Raw genomic sequence first — 13,433 nt, forward strand, 5'->3', positions numbered from 1 at the left:
GTTGGACCCTAGCGCCATCTGTCTCGAAGCCTTCAGTTACCGAATACGTCGCTGAGTTGGTCGCGCCACGCGTGGATTCGCTCGATTTCGTCGTAGATGTCGCTGATGTCGGCTTCCACGTCTTCGACCCGCGCTGTGAGGTTCGACTCTAGGGCGTCCACGTCGTCGGACAGCGAGGCGACTTCGTCGTGAATCGCTTCGATGTCCTCGCTCACGTCCTCGACGTTCTCCAACTCTTCGCGGACCGCTTCGAGTTCGGTGCGCACTTCGGACACGTCGGTCGTGTTCGCACCGACGAGGTCTTCTAGGTCGTTTAGCTGCGTCCGAACGTTCTCGACGTTCTCGCCGACGTCCTCCATCTCGTCGAGTTCCGACTGGACCGAGTCAATGCTCGCTCGAAGGTCGCCGACCGACCCGAGTTCGCTTTCGAGTTCAGAAACGTCTTCCTGCAACTCGCCGAGTTCGCCGACTTCTTCGCGGAGCGTCTCGACGCTGTCCAACTCGGATTCGGCTTCGCGCAGGTCGCTCTCCAGTCGGTCCACGCTGCTCTCGACGCCGCCGAGGTCCTCTTGGACCGCTTCGAGGTCCGATTCGAGCGTGTCGAGTTCCTCTTCGGGAGCCACGTCGGCCAGTTCGCCTTCGAGTCGTTCGAGGTCCTCCCGAACCGATTCGAGGGCGTCTACGTCCGACTCGACGGCCGCGAGGTCGCTTTGGAGGTCGTCCACGCGCTCGTCGGTCTCGCCCGTCTCGGTGCGCACTGCCTGCACTTCGTCTTCGAAGGCTTGGATGTCGGCCCGGACCTGTGCGACGTCGCTCTCGAAGTCGTCCAGAATCTCCGTCGCCACGCCGTTCTCGTCGATGAACTCTTCGAGTGCTTCGGTGTACGCCGAGAGGTCCTCGACGCGCGACTGGAGGTGGCGGATGCGAACGTTGGTACTCTCGGGGGTTGCGATGTCCAACTCGCGCTGGAGAACTTGGAGGTCGTCGTCAGAAACCTCGCCCGCGCGAATTTCCTCGGCGAGCGTGGACGCGACGGTGCCCGGCGTCGGCGGGGAAACTTCCGGCTCTTCGACGGACTCCGCCTCGGCGTCGATGTCGGATTCGAGCGTCGGTTCGTCGTCGGCGGCTGCGCTGTCTTCGTCTGCGTCCTCTTCGCTCTCTTCGGGAGCGAGGAAGCTCTCCTGCTCTTCGGCGCTCTCGTCTTCGTCTCCGAGCAGGTCGTCGTCTGCGGACACCTCTTCGGTCTCCTCCTCGGTGGCCTCTGCGAGCGGGTCTCCTTCCTCTTCTGGGCCGGCCAGCGGGTCGGCGGCTTCGGCCTCGGCGAGTGGGTCGTCGGTTTCTGCAAGTGGGTCGTTATCTCCCTCTGCCTCTGCGAGCGGGTCGTCGTCGGCTTCTGCCAACGGGTCGTCCGCTTCAGCGAGTGGGTCCTCCGAGTCGTCGCCCTCGTCGTCGATGCCGAGTCCCTGCTCACCCGTGACTACGTCCCGGACGCGCCGACTCTCCTCTTCGGAGACGATGTCGGTGATGGTTTTGCCCTCGTTGCCGGACGGGCCGGTGAGTTCGCCCGTGTCCGATTCCGAGTCGAACTCCGTGCTCGCTTCCGAGTCCAGTTCGGGTTCCGACTCTCCAGCGTTCATCGTGACCGGCGACACCTCGTCGATGGTCGGCGAGCCGAGGAAGCCGTCGGGCGCGTCGTCGTCGGTGAGACGGACGCCGTAGACAGTGACGAGTTCTTCTCCGGCTTCGAGCGTGCGCTCGAACTGTACGCGGTGGTCCTTGTAGGCGGTCCAGTTGTCGTTCTCGTAGTCGGGGTGGAACCCGACGTTGTCCATCGGGAACGACTCGGGGATGTTGTCAACGAGCCGGAAGTTCGTCTGCTCGTCTCGTTCCGAGCGGACGACGAATTTGATGGCTGGCACGGCGAACTCCTCACCCTCGAACGACTTCTCTACGACCACGTCGCTCTCCTCTGTGGTCACGACTTCGGTCAGATTGTCACTCATACGATTCACATCCCATAACTTCCATATAAATCACACGCCGATAGGACGAGGAACTGACGTGAAATGCGAGTGTGGACGTAAATTCCGCGTGTGAATAGTTATCGGGTAGGCATTTGGAACTGGAGGCCGTAGCTACCGCCATGACGCTCCTCGCTGGAACGTGGGACGGGGTGTATCGAACAACTGGGCCCCGGTTCGACGCGGCCGAACAGGTACTCGACTGCGGCCGGGTCCTCCGCGTCCGTCAGTTCGACGCCTTCGACGGCGTGTTCGCCGCGACAAAGTCGGGACTCTACCACTCGACGGACGACGGCGATTCGTGGACGGACCTCGACGTGCCGCGCGAAGAAGTGTACTCGGTGGTCGGCAGTCCCGACGGCGACCGACTCTACGCGGGCACGCATCCCGCGCACCTCTACGTCTCCGAGAGTGGCGAAGAGAGAGAAGATGACAGTCGCTCGTGGCGCGAGTTGGAGTCGTTCCAAGACCTCCCCTCGCGCGAGGAGTGGTACACGCCGCGCCACCGCAACGAGGCACACGTTCGGAGTCTGGGCGCGCACCTGGACGTACCAGAGCGCGTGATAGCAGGCGTGGAAGTCGGCGGTGTCCACGTGAGCGACGACAGGGGTGAGACGTGGGAAGAGCGCAAGGACGGAGTCCACGACGACGTACACCACGTACTCGTGCGCGGGCCGGACCACTACGTGGCTTCCTGTGGCGGTGGCCTCTATCGGACACGAGATGCTGGCGAGAGTTGGACGCGCCTCGACGACAGCCTCGACCAGACGTACTTCCGCGAAGCGTTCGCGCACGACGGCGTGCTGTACGCCGCGGCGGCGCGCTCCTCGCCGGGCACGTGGCGCGGCGAGCGCGGCGCGGACGCCGCGCTCTTCGAGTCTGTGGACGACGGGGATAGCTTTGACGTGGTCGAGTACCCCGGCCACCCCGAGGAAGTCGTGCTGTCGTGGACGGTCGGAGATGATACTATCGTCGCCGGGACAAACGACGGTGGCGTGATTCTCCGCGACGGTGGAGAGTGGGTCGAAGGCGGCCGGGTCGAGGCTGGGGTTGCGGCGCTCTGCGCGTTGTAGGTTCTGCGCGTTGTAGAGTTGTGATTGTGCGCGCGTAGCGTCGTGACTCGATTAGGGGGCACAGCCCTTTCAGGGTAGTCGGACTGGCGGATTACGAGGTCGAAGACACTGCTGACTGACTCGCCAGCTATCTGCTCGCAACCGCGCGAAACGTCCGGGGAGAGTTGGCTTTGGTTTCGTATTTGAATGTATGGGTGGAGTGCTGTAGCAGTGTTCTGCTCGGAGTACGGACCTGACTACAACGGACAGGCCTATCTATCTCCAAAACGCTCGATGCCTCCTTCCACCGATAACGCCCGGCTAAATATCCGACAGGTGGTCTTCCTGAGCGAAGCGAAGGAAGGCTCTTCGGACGCGGTTTGTCCGACGGCGGACTGACAGGGGCCGGGCGCTTTCGGAGAAACTGCGGTTGCTCTGCCTGTCACGGCAGTAACGAACGCGGTGAAGCTAGCTATTCCCGAAACCTGTGAGAAACCGCCCAGCACCGCGACCGCACCGCAAGACCCACGTCCTCCCCACCCGACTGCGCGACTCAGTACGAACGGCGCGACGAGTCGCGCCGTTCGGGCCTCCTTGCTCGTCCCTCGCGCAGGCCGGCGCGACTCAAACAACGAGTCGCGCCAGCGCGCGCCGGATGGGGTAGCCACTGGCTCGAAACCACTACTCACCAGTATCGAAACCCAAGAAATCCGTATTTCAGACCGCGAGAAACGGAACGACGAACGCGACGAGTACGCCGACGACCATCACCGCGAAGCCGATGCCGACTTGTGACATCGAAAAGTCCTGCATCGGGGAGGTCACGCGGTCGAGTCCCTCTACGTCGTGGCCGTGCTCGTCACCGCTGTGTGCGTCGTCGTGTGCGTCAGTGTGGTCGTCCATAGCAGAGCGTTGTAGCGGTGGTCACTTAATTTCGTCTGTCTTGGAATCTGCCGCAGTCGAAACCGTCAAACGGCGTTCGGACGAAGTTTCGCCCAACGAATGACCCTCACGAAGCGAATCATCCCTTGCATCGACGTGGACGTAGACGACGAGGGCAACCCCGCCGTCTACACCGGCGTCAACTTCGAGGACTTAGAGTACACCGGCGACCCCGTGGAGATGGCGCGGGCCTACAACGAGGCCGGGGCCGACGAGTTCGTCTTCCTCGACATCACCGCCTCCGCGGAAGGCCGCGAGACGATGCTCGACACCGTCTCGAAAGTCGCCGACGAGGTGTTCATCCCGCTGACCGTCGGTGGCGGCATCCGAACGACGGCAGACATCAAAGAAACGCTACGCGCAGGCGCGGACAAGGTCTCGATCAATTCCGGCGCGATTGCGAACCCCGACCTCATCGAGGAGGGCGCGGCGGCGTTCGGTAGCCAGTGCATCGTCATCTCCGTGGACGCGCGCCGCCGATTCGACGAGCAGGGCGAACACTACGCCGAGGTAGACGGCGAGTCCTGCTGGTTCGAGTGTACAGTCAAAGGGGGCCGCGAAGGCACCGGACTCGACGTGGTGGAGTGGTCGAAAGAAGCAGAGGAACGGGGCGCAGGCGAGTTGTTCGTCAACTCCATCGACGCCGACGGGACGAAAGACGGCTACGACATCCCGCTGACGAAGGCCGTCTGCGACGCGGTCAGTACGCCCGTCATTGCCTCTTCGGGATGCGGCGGCCCGGAGGACATGTACGAGGTGTTCACCGACGCAGGCGCAGACGCCGGACTCGCGGCCTCTATCTTCCACTTCGGCGAGTACTCGATTCGGGACGTGAAGGAGTATCTCGACCAGCGCGGCGTCCCAGTGCGACTCTGAAAGAGACGCGGACGATTCGGTCTCGCTTCGTTTGCTCTTCTTCGTATTCGCCTCTTGCGTTACCAGACTGGTGCGTCTCGTGCCGCCGACTCGTTGCTCGTGGTCGTCTCCTCGCCACTCGTCGTCTCCTCGCCACTCGTCGTCTCCTCGCCCATTCCGCCAGCCATGCCGACGGAAGCGTTCTCGATGCCCACCGATTCGGCTTCGATTTCGTCCAAGGAAACGAAGCCGGCGGTCATGTTCTCGGCTTCGATTGCGGGGTCACCTGCGTCCTCTGGCGGCACGCCGGGCGTGAGTGAGATGCCCGCACTGACGTTGTTCACCTCGGCGTCTTCGACGAGTCCGGTCTCGATTTGGATGGCCGAGACGTTGATGTCCTCGAACGACGCGTTCTCGACGGTGGCGGTGTCGTTCTCGGGCACGCCGTCAGGGAACAGCGCGTCGATAACCGTCTGGTTGCGAATCGTGACGTTCTCCAAGGTGACGTTCTCCAACGTCGCGTTGACGACCGTCATCTGTGACGCCGTGGCGGTCCCCAGCGATGTGGTGCCGTTCGTGCCGTTGAGCAGCGTCTCGTTCAGTCGCGCGAACTCGACGCCGACGTTGGTCATGTTGAGCCGTTCGATGGTCAAGTTCGACAGCGTCACCTCGGTCGCGTTCTCCTGCACTGCGACCGACGAGGACTCGGCGTTTATCGTGTCGGTGCTTATGGCGTCAGTGCTTGCGGTACGTGCGCTCGGTGCCGCCGACTCGGCCGCGACCAGTACCGAGGAGGCACCGGCCAGCAAGACGAGTGTAGCGACGACTACTGCGGTGATTCTCATACGAACCCAGACTCTCCGAGCGCGCGGATAAACCGACCCGACCGTTCGCAGGCGTTCGTCAGTTCAGTGGCCCGTTGTCTCTCGTTAGTTCCGACCTATTCGGGACGGGATATCGCCAGCCCGTACGCCAGTAGGACCAGCAAACATCAAGTAACGTAGCTTACCGAACGTGTCCGGGGCTACGATTCACGCGAAGCGTGAGTCCGCGCTCAGTCCACAGAAAGAGAATCTACGCGGCGTTCTGGTACTGCTCGCGGAAGTCGTCGGTCATGTCCCGCAGGTCGCCCGCGGCCCCTTCGAGTTCGTCGAGGGGGTCCGAGCCGTCTTCGGATTTGATGGTGAGAATCGGTTCCGTCTGGCCGCCGGACTGCTCGGGGTTCACGTCGTACGTCGCCGCGGCGACGCCGTCGCGTTCGAGGAGCGCGCCCTTCAGTACGTTCATGAAGGTGTGGTCCTCGCCGCCGATTTCGATGGAGAGTTCGTCGTCCTCCTTCTCGATGACCCGTAGTTCCATACCGCTCTGTTCTGGTTTCGCGCGTTTCAAGGTTGCGGAAACTGGTTCTGGTATTGTTCGAACGTTCCGTCCTTCGAATCGCCGTAAAAGCCCGAACCAAATTCAGCCGCCCATTTATACGTCTTGCGGCCAAGAGGCTGATATGGGCCAGTCCCTCACGTGGCTACCCTCGCCGGAACAAGTAGCCATCCCCCTCGCTTTTCTGCTGTCGGTCGTGCTGGTCTGGGTGCTCGATAGGCCGCGAGGACGCTGGGGACGGAAGGTTCGCTCGCGGTTCTTGCTGGGCGTGCCGTGGGGCACTGTGGTGTCTGTCGTCGCCGTCGTCTCGGTCTACCTGTTCGTTCAGCAAGGGTGGGACCACTGGTTCAATCCCGTCACGCTACCGTTCTCCTCGTGGTCGTATCTCTACCCGACTGGGTGGTTGCTCGCGCCGTTCTCGCACAACGGGGCCTCCCACCTCGTCGGCAACATGACCAGCACGCTCGCCGTCGCACCGCTCGCCGAGTACTACTTCAGTCACTACCCGACGAAGCGCGGTGAACGGAGCTTCGGGTCGTGGCGAACGAACCCGTGGATTCGTGCGTTCGTGCTCTTCCCGGTAGGCGTGTTCGTCGTCGGCCTCGCCACGAGCATCTTCGCGTGGGGTCCCATCATCGGCTTCTCGGGCGTCGTGTTCGCGTTCGCCGGATTCGCGGCGGTTCGATACCCCCTCGGCGCAGTCGTCGCGCTCTCGGTGCAGAGCCTCGTTCGAACGGTCTACCTCGCGATGCGCGACCCCGTCATCCTCGGGACCGCTCGGCCGGGATTCAACACGCCGTGGTGGTACGGTATCGCCGTACAGGGTCACGCACTCGGTCTCTTCCTCGGCATCGTCCTCGGCGTCGCGCTCCTCTACCAACGGCGGGAGCGCCCGAGCGCGCTCCGACTATGGACCGGTCTGACCGTTATGGGGACGTCCATGTCGCTGTGGGCGCTCTGGTGGTATCGCGGCGAGAGTACGTACGTCCTCTACCGCGGACTGGGCATCGTCTTCGTCGTTGTGGTCGCGCTGTTGGCCACGCTCGCGGCCCGCGCCAGCGACCGGTCGCTCCCCGCCGTGCCGACTCGCCGCCACGCGTCGGTCGGTCTCGCTTCGATTCTCGTCCTCGGGTGGGCGCTCTGGCGGACGCTCGGCGCGCCCGCCGCCTTCCTCCAGACGGTTCCCATCGCTGGCTACGAAATCAGCGCACTCAGTCTGTTGTTCGGGACCGTGTTCGTCGCTATCTCCGCCGTCGGCGTCGTCAGTTCCGAGAAACCGTTGCTCCCACAGACTGGCATCACGCGCAAGCAGACAGCGTACGTCGCGCTCATGCTCCCGTTGGCGGTGTTCGCCGGAGTCGCAATCCCGGTCAACATGACCGACGTTCAACCGAGCGCCGACGCGCCCGGCGAAGGACCGACTATCGACGTGAACGGCTACACCGTCACGTACGCCGAGAGCGTTCCCAACGAGAAGGTGTCCGTCATCGACGTGTCGCTGTTCGGCGAGACGACGGACGTCCAGACGAGCGGCGTCATCGTGGTCAACCCCGACCGCGAAATCTGGGCGCGGGCCGTCTCGAAGGGGCAACTCGCGTTCACCGGACGGACGGGAATCCGCGTCGGGGGCGTCGGGTGGTCCGAGGTCGTCCGCGTCAACCGAGCGGGGTGGAAGACGGTCCACGGCGAGACGGCGTACCAAGTCTGGCTGAAAGGCCCCGAGATGGAAGGCTGGCGACACACGTTCGCTTCAGACCCAGCGACTGCGGGCCCGACACTCGAACACAAGGACTTCGCGGTGGTCCCCCAGAACGGGAAGTTCTTCCTTCGTCTCTCGGAGAACAACTCCACCGTGGCGACTGCCCCCATGCCTGCCAAGGGCGAGAACGTGACCATCGAAGGCATCGAGTTCGAACGGAAGGGCAAGCAACTGTTCGCCGAGACGAACGGCACTCGGATCCGAGTCGCGGCGAAAGAGAGCTATCGCTGACCGCTCGACCCTGTCGTTTATTACTCGCCTGCCAGTCAGTTACCGCGAGATGCGAGGGCAGTCCGTTCGGGACCAGCACGTTCGGAGGCGACACTCGTGAGTCCATCAGCGAACGACGGCGACCGAGGACCGAGCGAGACGTCTGACCGCCGAGACGACGAGCGAGACGTCTGACCGCCGAGACGACGAGCGAGACGACGGCGAGTCACAGGACCGACGAGGCGACACCACGGCCGACGACCGACCGGACGGCGATCCGGCAGAGGCCTTCGGTGCGCTCAGCGACCCAGTCCGCGTCGAGATTTTGCAGGCGTTGGCGGCCGACTGGCGCGAGGCCCGAGAACCGAGACCGGTCGGCTTCGCGGACCTGCGCAGGCGCGTCGGCGTCCGCGACTCCGGGCGATTTCGCTACCACCTCCAGAAACTTCGGGGCCGGTTCGTGGAGAAGACCGAGGAGGGCTACGAGTTGACCCACGCTGGCATGGAAGTCGTGACGGCCATCCTCACCGGGACGTACACCGAGCGCGTGTCGAGGGGACCGACCGAACTCGACAGCGACTGCTTCGTCTGTGGCGAACCAGCACTGGCGAGCTACGAGGACAGCGTCTGCCACGTCACCTGTGCGAACGACCACGCGCTCTTCCAGTGGAGCGTCCCGCCGAACGCCGCCGAGGGTGCGACGCTGACAGAAATTGTGGAGTTGGGGGAACTACTGGCGTTCCAAGCCATCGAGTTGGCTCTCGAAGGCACTTGTCCGAACTGCTACGGGCCCATCGAGACGGAAGTGCTACTTCGAGAGGATGACCCTCGGCCGGGGTTCCGCGCGGAGTGTGACACCTGTGGCGGACAAGTCGTCGGACCGGTCGGCTTCTGTCTCCTCGTAGACCCAGAAGTCGCCGCGTTCTGTCGTCGTCACGGTCGGACGCTCCGAGACCGACACGTCTGGGAGCTACCGTTCGTGCAGGACGGTTCGACTGTCTCTGTTCTCGACAGCGACCCCGTTCGCGTCGAAGTCGGCGTGGCGTTCGACGCGGAGACGCTCCACGTGACCGTGGACGAGACGGGGGCTGTCGTCGCCACAGAAAAGTAAAATTCTAGATAGAAGAAACGTTCGCCAAGTGCTTATGCCGGGTCCGGTCATCTCTCCCGATAGCGATGACTGACACTTTGCGAAACGACCAACCGTCGGTCGAACAGTCCGACAGTCTGCTCCGTCGGCTTCCCGACCCGACGTACCTGAGTCTCCTGTTCTTGCTCGGGATTCCCGGCGTGTTCGTCCCCTCGCTGGAGTGGATGCAGCAGTTCTTCCTGTTCGGCCTGTTCGCACTCTGGCCGGTGGTTCGGGGGTTCCTACCGTCGCCGGGGAGCGACGAGAACCCAACCGACTGGATTCAGATGGGCACGCAGTCGGGCGTTCGCCCGCTCGTCTCGATGGTGTACATCCAGTTCAACCCCTTCGTCCAAGCGAAGGGACTGTTGCAGTTGCTCGGCCACGTTCCGATTCTCTTCCGTCACCGATTCCGGCTACCGAATCCGGAACGATTCGACCAACGAGTCGAGTACACCCTGCCGGTCGAAGGCGAGTGGACCGTCGTCAACGGCGGTCCGACGCGCGACGACTCCCACTCGTGGGGGATTCTCACCCAGCGATATGCCTACGACCTCGTGATGACAGACGAAGCGGGCAAGAGCTACGAGGGCGACGGCGACAGTCCAGAAGAGTACTACTGCTTCGGCGAACCAGTGGTCGCACCTGCCGACGGCGTCGTCGTGGAAGCCAGCGACGGCCACCGCGACTACCATCGCGCCGGTGGCTGGCTCGACCCGCGCCAGCGCGACCTGCGGGGCAACTGGGTCACCATCGAACACGCCGACGACGAGTACAGCGACCTCGCACACCTCCGAGAAGACAGCGTCGAAGTGTCCGAAGGCCAGCGCGTCGAGCGCGGACAGCGAATCGGCCGCTGTGGCAACTCCGGTAACTCCACCGAACCGCACCTCCACTTCCACGTCCAAGACCGCCCGAACTTCTTCCTCGGGATGGGCTTGCCCGTCTACTTCGGCGACGTGCGGACGAGCGGCCGAGACGGCCAAGAGACGACGCACGAACACGTCTACCTCGAACGCGGCCAGTGCGTCGAGCGCGCGAACTGACCGTGGCTCGCGCAACGAACGAACTGACCGCGACTCGCGCAACGGATTTGCTCATCGAGTCGAAATGACCACGACGATGATCAAAGTTGGCAACCACTACCGGCGAACTGACGAGGCGCGTGATTCGACCGTCTACAGAGTCGTCGGCGCGACTGAAGAAGTGACACTGCTCCGAGTCACGGACGCGAACGGTCGGCGCGCACACACGGGAGAGATACGCCACGTCTCGCGGGGCACGCTCGAAACCAAATTCGAGCCTGCAGAGAATCCGGACGCGGGCTTCTCTCCGATTTCGGTCGTCGAAAACATGCTCCAAGGAATCTACTGGCAATTCCACATGTACCTCTGGTCGCCACTCCTCCGCGTTTTCGAAGCGCTCACCACTCTATTCGAAAGACTTCGGCGTCGATGACTTCGCGCTCGCTCGTCTGGTGGTCGTACTGTTTGGCGAGGGCTAATTCTGCGCGAAACGCGTGGGTCACCTCACCGTCGTCGTCGTCGGCGAACGCCTCCACGAACTCCCGACTACCTTCGTTGTGAATCGAGTAGGAGACCGCCGCGATGTCCGCGACTGTTTCTAGAAACGCGCGGTCGGCGTGGACGTTACCGCGCTGTGCGCCGAACGGCGGGTTCATCAAAACGGTCACATCTGAGAGACAGAGCGGTGGGCGAGTCGCGTCCGCGAGGAGCCACTCGACCCCGACTTCGGGGGCGAATCGCGCCTCGTTCTCGCGGGCCAGTGAGAGTGCCTCTGGGTCGCGTTCGACGCCCAGAACGCGGGCCGGATTGCGAGTCGCCGCACCGAGCGCGAGTATGCCGGTTCCGGTCCCCAAATCGACGACTGTCTTGCCTGCGAGGTCCCCCTGCACGTCCGCGAGGTGGACCAGATGGGCCGCGAGGTCGGCGGGCGTCGGGTACTGCTCGTACTCGACCTTCGGGTCGGCGAAGCCCGAAACTTCCGAGAGACGGCGCTCCAGAGCGGCCTTCATGCGAATGGGAAGACGCCGGGAGAAAGAGAGTCTTCGGATTCAGTCCAAGCTGAGGGGTCCGTCCACATCGAGCGTCACGCCCTCGCGCTCGGCGCGCTCGGCCACTGCGGCGAGCGCTGGCCGGACTTTCGCGGGGTCGGCCACGCCGTCGAACTCGACGGTGACAGTGCCAGCGCCGAGGAAGCCAGCGGCGCGGACGTACTCCCGCACGCGGTCTGCCTCCTCCTGCGTCGCGAACGAGCAGTCCTCGTCGAAGCAGGTGTCCACGACGAGTCGCGCGGGAACGAGGTCGTCTGCGTCCAGTTCGGCTTTCACGTCACGCAGACGCTGTGGCGCGGTCGATGGCAGTGCCTCGGCGTCGAGCGTGACGGGAGTCGCGTCCTCGATTCGGCAGTGTTCGACGGCGGTTCGGGCGTCGGCGGAACGGGTCGTACTCATCTTGACAGCACATTCCGTTTGGTTATACTAAAAGGTTTGTGTATGCGCAATAGTAATCTCTCGGTGCTGGAAAGAGTGAAGCGGTTCTTTCAGCCATCTGAAGACACTTATCCAGAGGGCGAAAAGGAATCGCCATGAACCGCCGTCAAGCCCTCTCCCTCCTCGGAAGCGCAGCGTTCGGTGGCTGTCTCTCCGACACGTCGGGAAGTGGGACGACCAGCGAGACGCCGACGAACGAGACGACGACTGACCCGATTACCGAGACCCCATCCAGGACGACCACCGAACCGCCGGAACTCGGAGTGCAGAACCCAGAGGAGTGTCCGAAGTGGGGCGAAAACTACGTCGTCTGCTCACCAAGAGCAGATAGCCCGATGGTTCTCGACGGGTCCAGCGACTCCGAGACGCTCCCGAAAGCCAAACTGTCGTTCACGCTGGAGAACACGACGAACCTCGCGTTCGCCTCGAACTTCTACGGATGGAAACTCTGGAAGCGGGTCAAGGGAGCGTGGTACCACGTCACTCCATCGTACTGGCCAGCACCACTACATACCCTCGAATCAGGCGGTTCGCACACGTGGACCCTCACCGTCGATAACACCGACCTCGACCAGCCGATACCGACCGCGCAGGGGACTGAGGACATCTCGGTTCCCGGACTCGGCGCGGGCACCTACGCGCTCGGCGTCAGCGGCTGGTTCCGGGGCCAGAGCGACGAGCGTCAGATTGCGTTCGTCAGACGCTTCGAACTTACCGGGGACTCGCTCGAACTGACACCGGTCGGAATCGAGAGCGTCGAACGGAACGACGGCACCGTCGTCGTGACGACCACCAAGTCGAACTCGAAGAAGCGACTCACCGCAACGCGGGTCGGCGACCCACCGGAAGAGCCAAAGCGAGTCGTCACCGAGCAGGTGCTTCGAACTACTGCCGTGCGGAACGCGCTGGCGCACTTCGAGGCGGGCGTCGAGACAGTTCGCGTCGAGAACGCACGCGAGGAGATGGCGTCGGTGATTCTGGCTACGCAAGGCCCGACCTACGTCCGGTACGACGGCGACACGTACAAAGTCGAGACGAGTGAAGAGACTGCAGATGGATGAACGAAGACGGCGCTGACATCCTCGCCAAATTTCCCGGTGACCAAGCACGAGTCGTCTGGTCGGCAGATGTCGCCGCCGACGCGAAGACGCGACTCGATTCGTCTGCGACCAGCAGGTCGGTCCCCGAAGCGGAGTTCACGCTTCGGCTGGTGAACGACGGCGACACCGGCATAGAGACGAACTACTACGGCTGGAACCTCTTCGAGCGAACCGCAAACGGATGGCGACACGTCGCCCCGAAATTCACGCCAAAGCCCGCGATGTACCTCAAACCCCGACGGAGCCACGACTGGGTGCTGACTCTCGAACGCGATATCGACGAAACGTGCGAGCAGGAGTCCGACGGAAGCGGGACGTGGCGACTCCGCGTCGGACCCATCGAACCCGGCACGTACGCCTTCGCAGTTCCAGTCGAGCGAGACGGCGAGGGGGCCGTCTACGCGGTGGAGTTCGAACTGCACGGGTGAACTCCGGTACGAACTCCGCGAAACATCCGCTCCGGGGAGTTTTGATAG

The 13,433-nt window shown here is 63.4% G+C and carries 15 protein-coding genes; 8 read left to right on the forward strand and 7 right to left on the reverse strand.

Annotated elements, in window-relative coordinates; genetic code table 11:
* Positions 1-32: 32 nt before the first annotated feature.
* On the reverse strand, positions 33-2,003 hold the full coding sequence (locus F7R90_RS08745; protein WP_158056988.1) for a coiled-coil domain-containing protein: 1,971 nt from the start codon (positions 2,001-2,003) through the stop codon (positions 33-35).
* Between the two features lie 140 nt (positions 2,004-2,143).
* On the opposite strand from F7R90_RS08745, the gene F7R90_RS08750 reads away from it, so the two are divergent.
* Positions 2,144-3,094, forward strand: a complete 951-nt coding sequence (locus F7R90_RS08750; RefSeq protein WP_158056990.1) for a WD40/YVTN/BNR-like repeat-containing protein — start codon at positions 2,144-2,146, stop codon at positions 3,092-3,094.
* Between the two features lie 696 nt (positions 3,095-3,790).
* Here the strand turns inward: F7R90_RS08750 and F7R90_RS08755 are convergent.
* Entirely contained in the window at positions 3,791-3,976 is a 186-nt protein-coding gene (locus F7R90_RS08755) for a DUF7550 family protein (RefSeq protein ID WP_158056992.1), read from the reverse strand.
* A gap of 99 nt (positions 3,977-4,075) precedes the next feature.
* On the opposite strand from F7R90_RS08755, the gene hisF reads away from it, so the two are divergent.
* The gene (gene hisF / locus F7R90_RS08760) at positions 4,076-4,891 is read left to right on the forward strand and encodes an imidazole glycerol phosphate synthase subunit HisF (RefSeq protein ID WP_158056994.1); all 816 of its coding nucleotides are present in this window, start codon (positions 4,076-4,078) and stop codon (positions 4,889-4,891) included.
* A 59-nt stretch (positions 4,892-4,950) separates the two neighbouring features.
* Here the strand turns inward: hisF and F7R90_RS08765 are convergent, their stop codons facing one another.
* On the reverse strand, positions 4,951-5,715 hold the full coding sequence (locus F7R90_RS08765) for a hypothetical protein (protein WP_158056996.1): 765 nt from the start codon (positions 5,713-5,715) through the stop codon (positions 4,951-4,953).
* A gap of 229 nt (positions 5,716-5,944) precedes the next feature.
* Positions 5,945-6,229: a DNA-directed RNA polymerase subunit L gene (locus F7R90_RS08770; RefSeq protein WP_158056998.1), complete on the reverse strand. Its 285-nt coding sequence runs from the start codon at positions 6,227-6,229 to the stop codon at positions 5,945-5,947.
* A gap of 142 nt (positions 6,230-6,371) precedes the next feature.
* Between F7R90_RS08770 and F7R90_RS08775 the strand changes: the two genes are divergently transcribed.
* Positions 6,372-8,237: a rhomboid family intramembrane serine protease gene (locus F7R90_RS08775; protein ID WP_158057001.1), complete on the forward strand. Its 1,866-nt coding sequence runs from the start codon at positions 6,372-6,374 to the stop codon at positions 8,235-8,237.
* Positions 8,238-8,442: 205 nt separating this feature from the next.
* Here F7R90_RS08775 and F7R90_RS22520 read toward each other — a convergent pair whose 3' ends face one another.
* The gene (locus tag F7R90_RS22520; RefSeq protein WP_225741333.1) at positions 8,443-8,652 is read right to left on the reverse strand and encodes a hypothetical protein; all 210 of its coding nucleotides are present in this window, start codon (positions 8,650-8,652) and stop codon (positions 8,443-8,445) included.
* Here F7R90_RS22520 and F7R90_RS08780 point away from each other — a divergent pair.
* The 3 genes from F7R90_RS08780 (at position 8,551) to F7R90_RS08790 (ending at position 10,803) form a co-directional block, all read left to right on the forward strand.
* Positions 8,551-9,327 carry a DUF7351 domain-containing protein gene (locus F7R90_RS08780; protein ID WP_225741300.1) on the forward strand — a complete coding sequence of 259 codons (777 nt, stop codon included), beginning with the start codon at positions 8,551-8,553 and terminating at the stop codon, positions 9,325-9,327. The two genes, F7R90_RS22520 and F7R90_RS08780, sit on opposite strands and share 102 nt — an antisense overlap.
* A 65-nt stretch (positions 9,328-9,392) precedes the next feature.
* The gene (locus tag F7R90_RS08785) at positions 9,393-10,391 is read left to right on the forward strand and encodes a M23 family metallopeptidase (RefSeq protein ID WP_158057005.1); all 999 of its coding nucleotides are present in this window, start codon (positions 9,393-9,395) and stop codon (positions 10,389-10,391) included.
* 64 nt (positions 10,392-10,455) lie between these two features.
* Positions 10,456-10,803, forward strand: coding sequence for a hypothetical protein (locus F7R90_RS08790; protein ID WP_192498448.1), 348 nt, complete (start codon positions 10,456-10,458; stop codon positions 10,801-10,803).
* Here F7R90_RS08790 and F7R90_RS08795 read toward each other — a convergent pair.
* Together F7R90_RS08795 and F7R90_RS08800 are read right to left on the reverse strand one after the other, a co-directional pair.
* A complete protein-coding gene (locus F7R90_RS08795; protein ID WP_158057012.1) occupies positions 10,769-11,386 on the reverse strand; it encodes an METTL5 family protein in 618 nt (205 codons plus the stop codon). The genes F7R90_RS08790 and F7R90_RS08795 overlap by 35 nt on opposite strands.
* Positions 11,387-11,419: 33 nt before the next feature.
* Positions 11,420-11,818 (reverse strand): hypothetical protein, encoded by a 399-nt coding sequence (locus F7R90_RS08800; RefSeq protein ID WP_158057014.1) that lies wholly within the window; start codon positions 11,816-11,818, stop codon positions 11,420-11,422.
* A 134-nt stretch (positions 11,819-11,952) separates the two neighbouring features.
* On the opposite strand from F7R90_RS08800, the gene F7R90_RS08805 reads away from it, so the two are divergent.
* Both F7R90_RS08805 and F7R90_RS08810 read left to right on the forward strand, forming a co-directional pair.
* Complete coding sequence (locus F7R90_RS08805) at positions 11,953-12,918, forward strand: hypothetical protein (RefSeq protein WP_158057016.1); 966 nt, start codon at positions 11,953-11,955, stop codon at positions 12,916-12,918.
* Positions 12,915-13,385: a hypothetical protein gene (locus tag F7R90_RS08810; protein ID WP_158057018.1), complete on the forward strand. Its 471-nt coding sequence runs from the start codon at positions 12,915-12,917 to the stop codon at positions 13,383-13,385. Before F7R90_RS08805 ends, F7R90_RS08810 begins: the two co-directional genes overlap by 4 nt.
* The last annotated feature ends 48 nt before the right edge of the window (positions 13,386-13,433 follow it).

The sequence above is a fragment of the Halorussus halophilus genome (assembly GCF_008831545.1).
Lineage (GTDB): Archaea > Halobacteriota > Halobacteria > Halobacteriales > Haladaptataceae > Halorussus > Halorussus halophilus.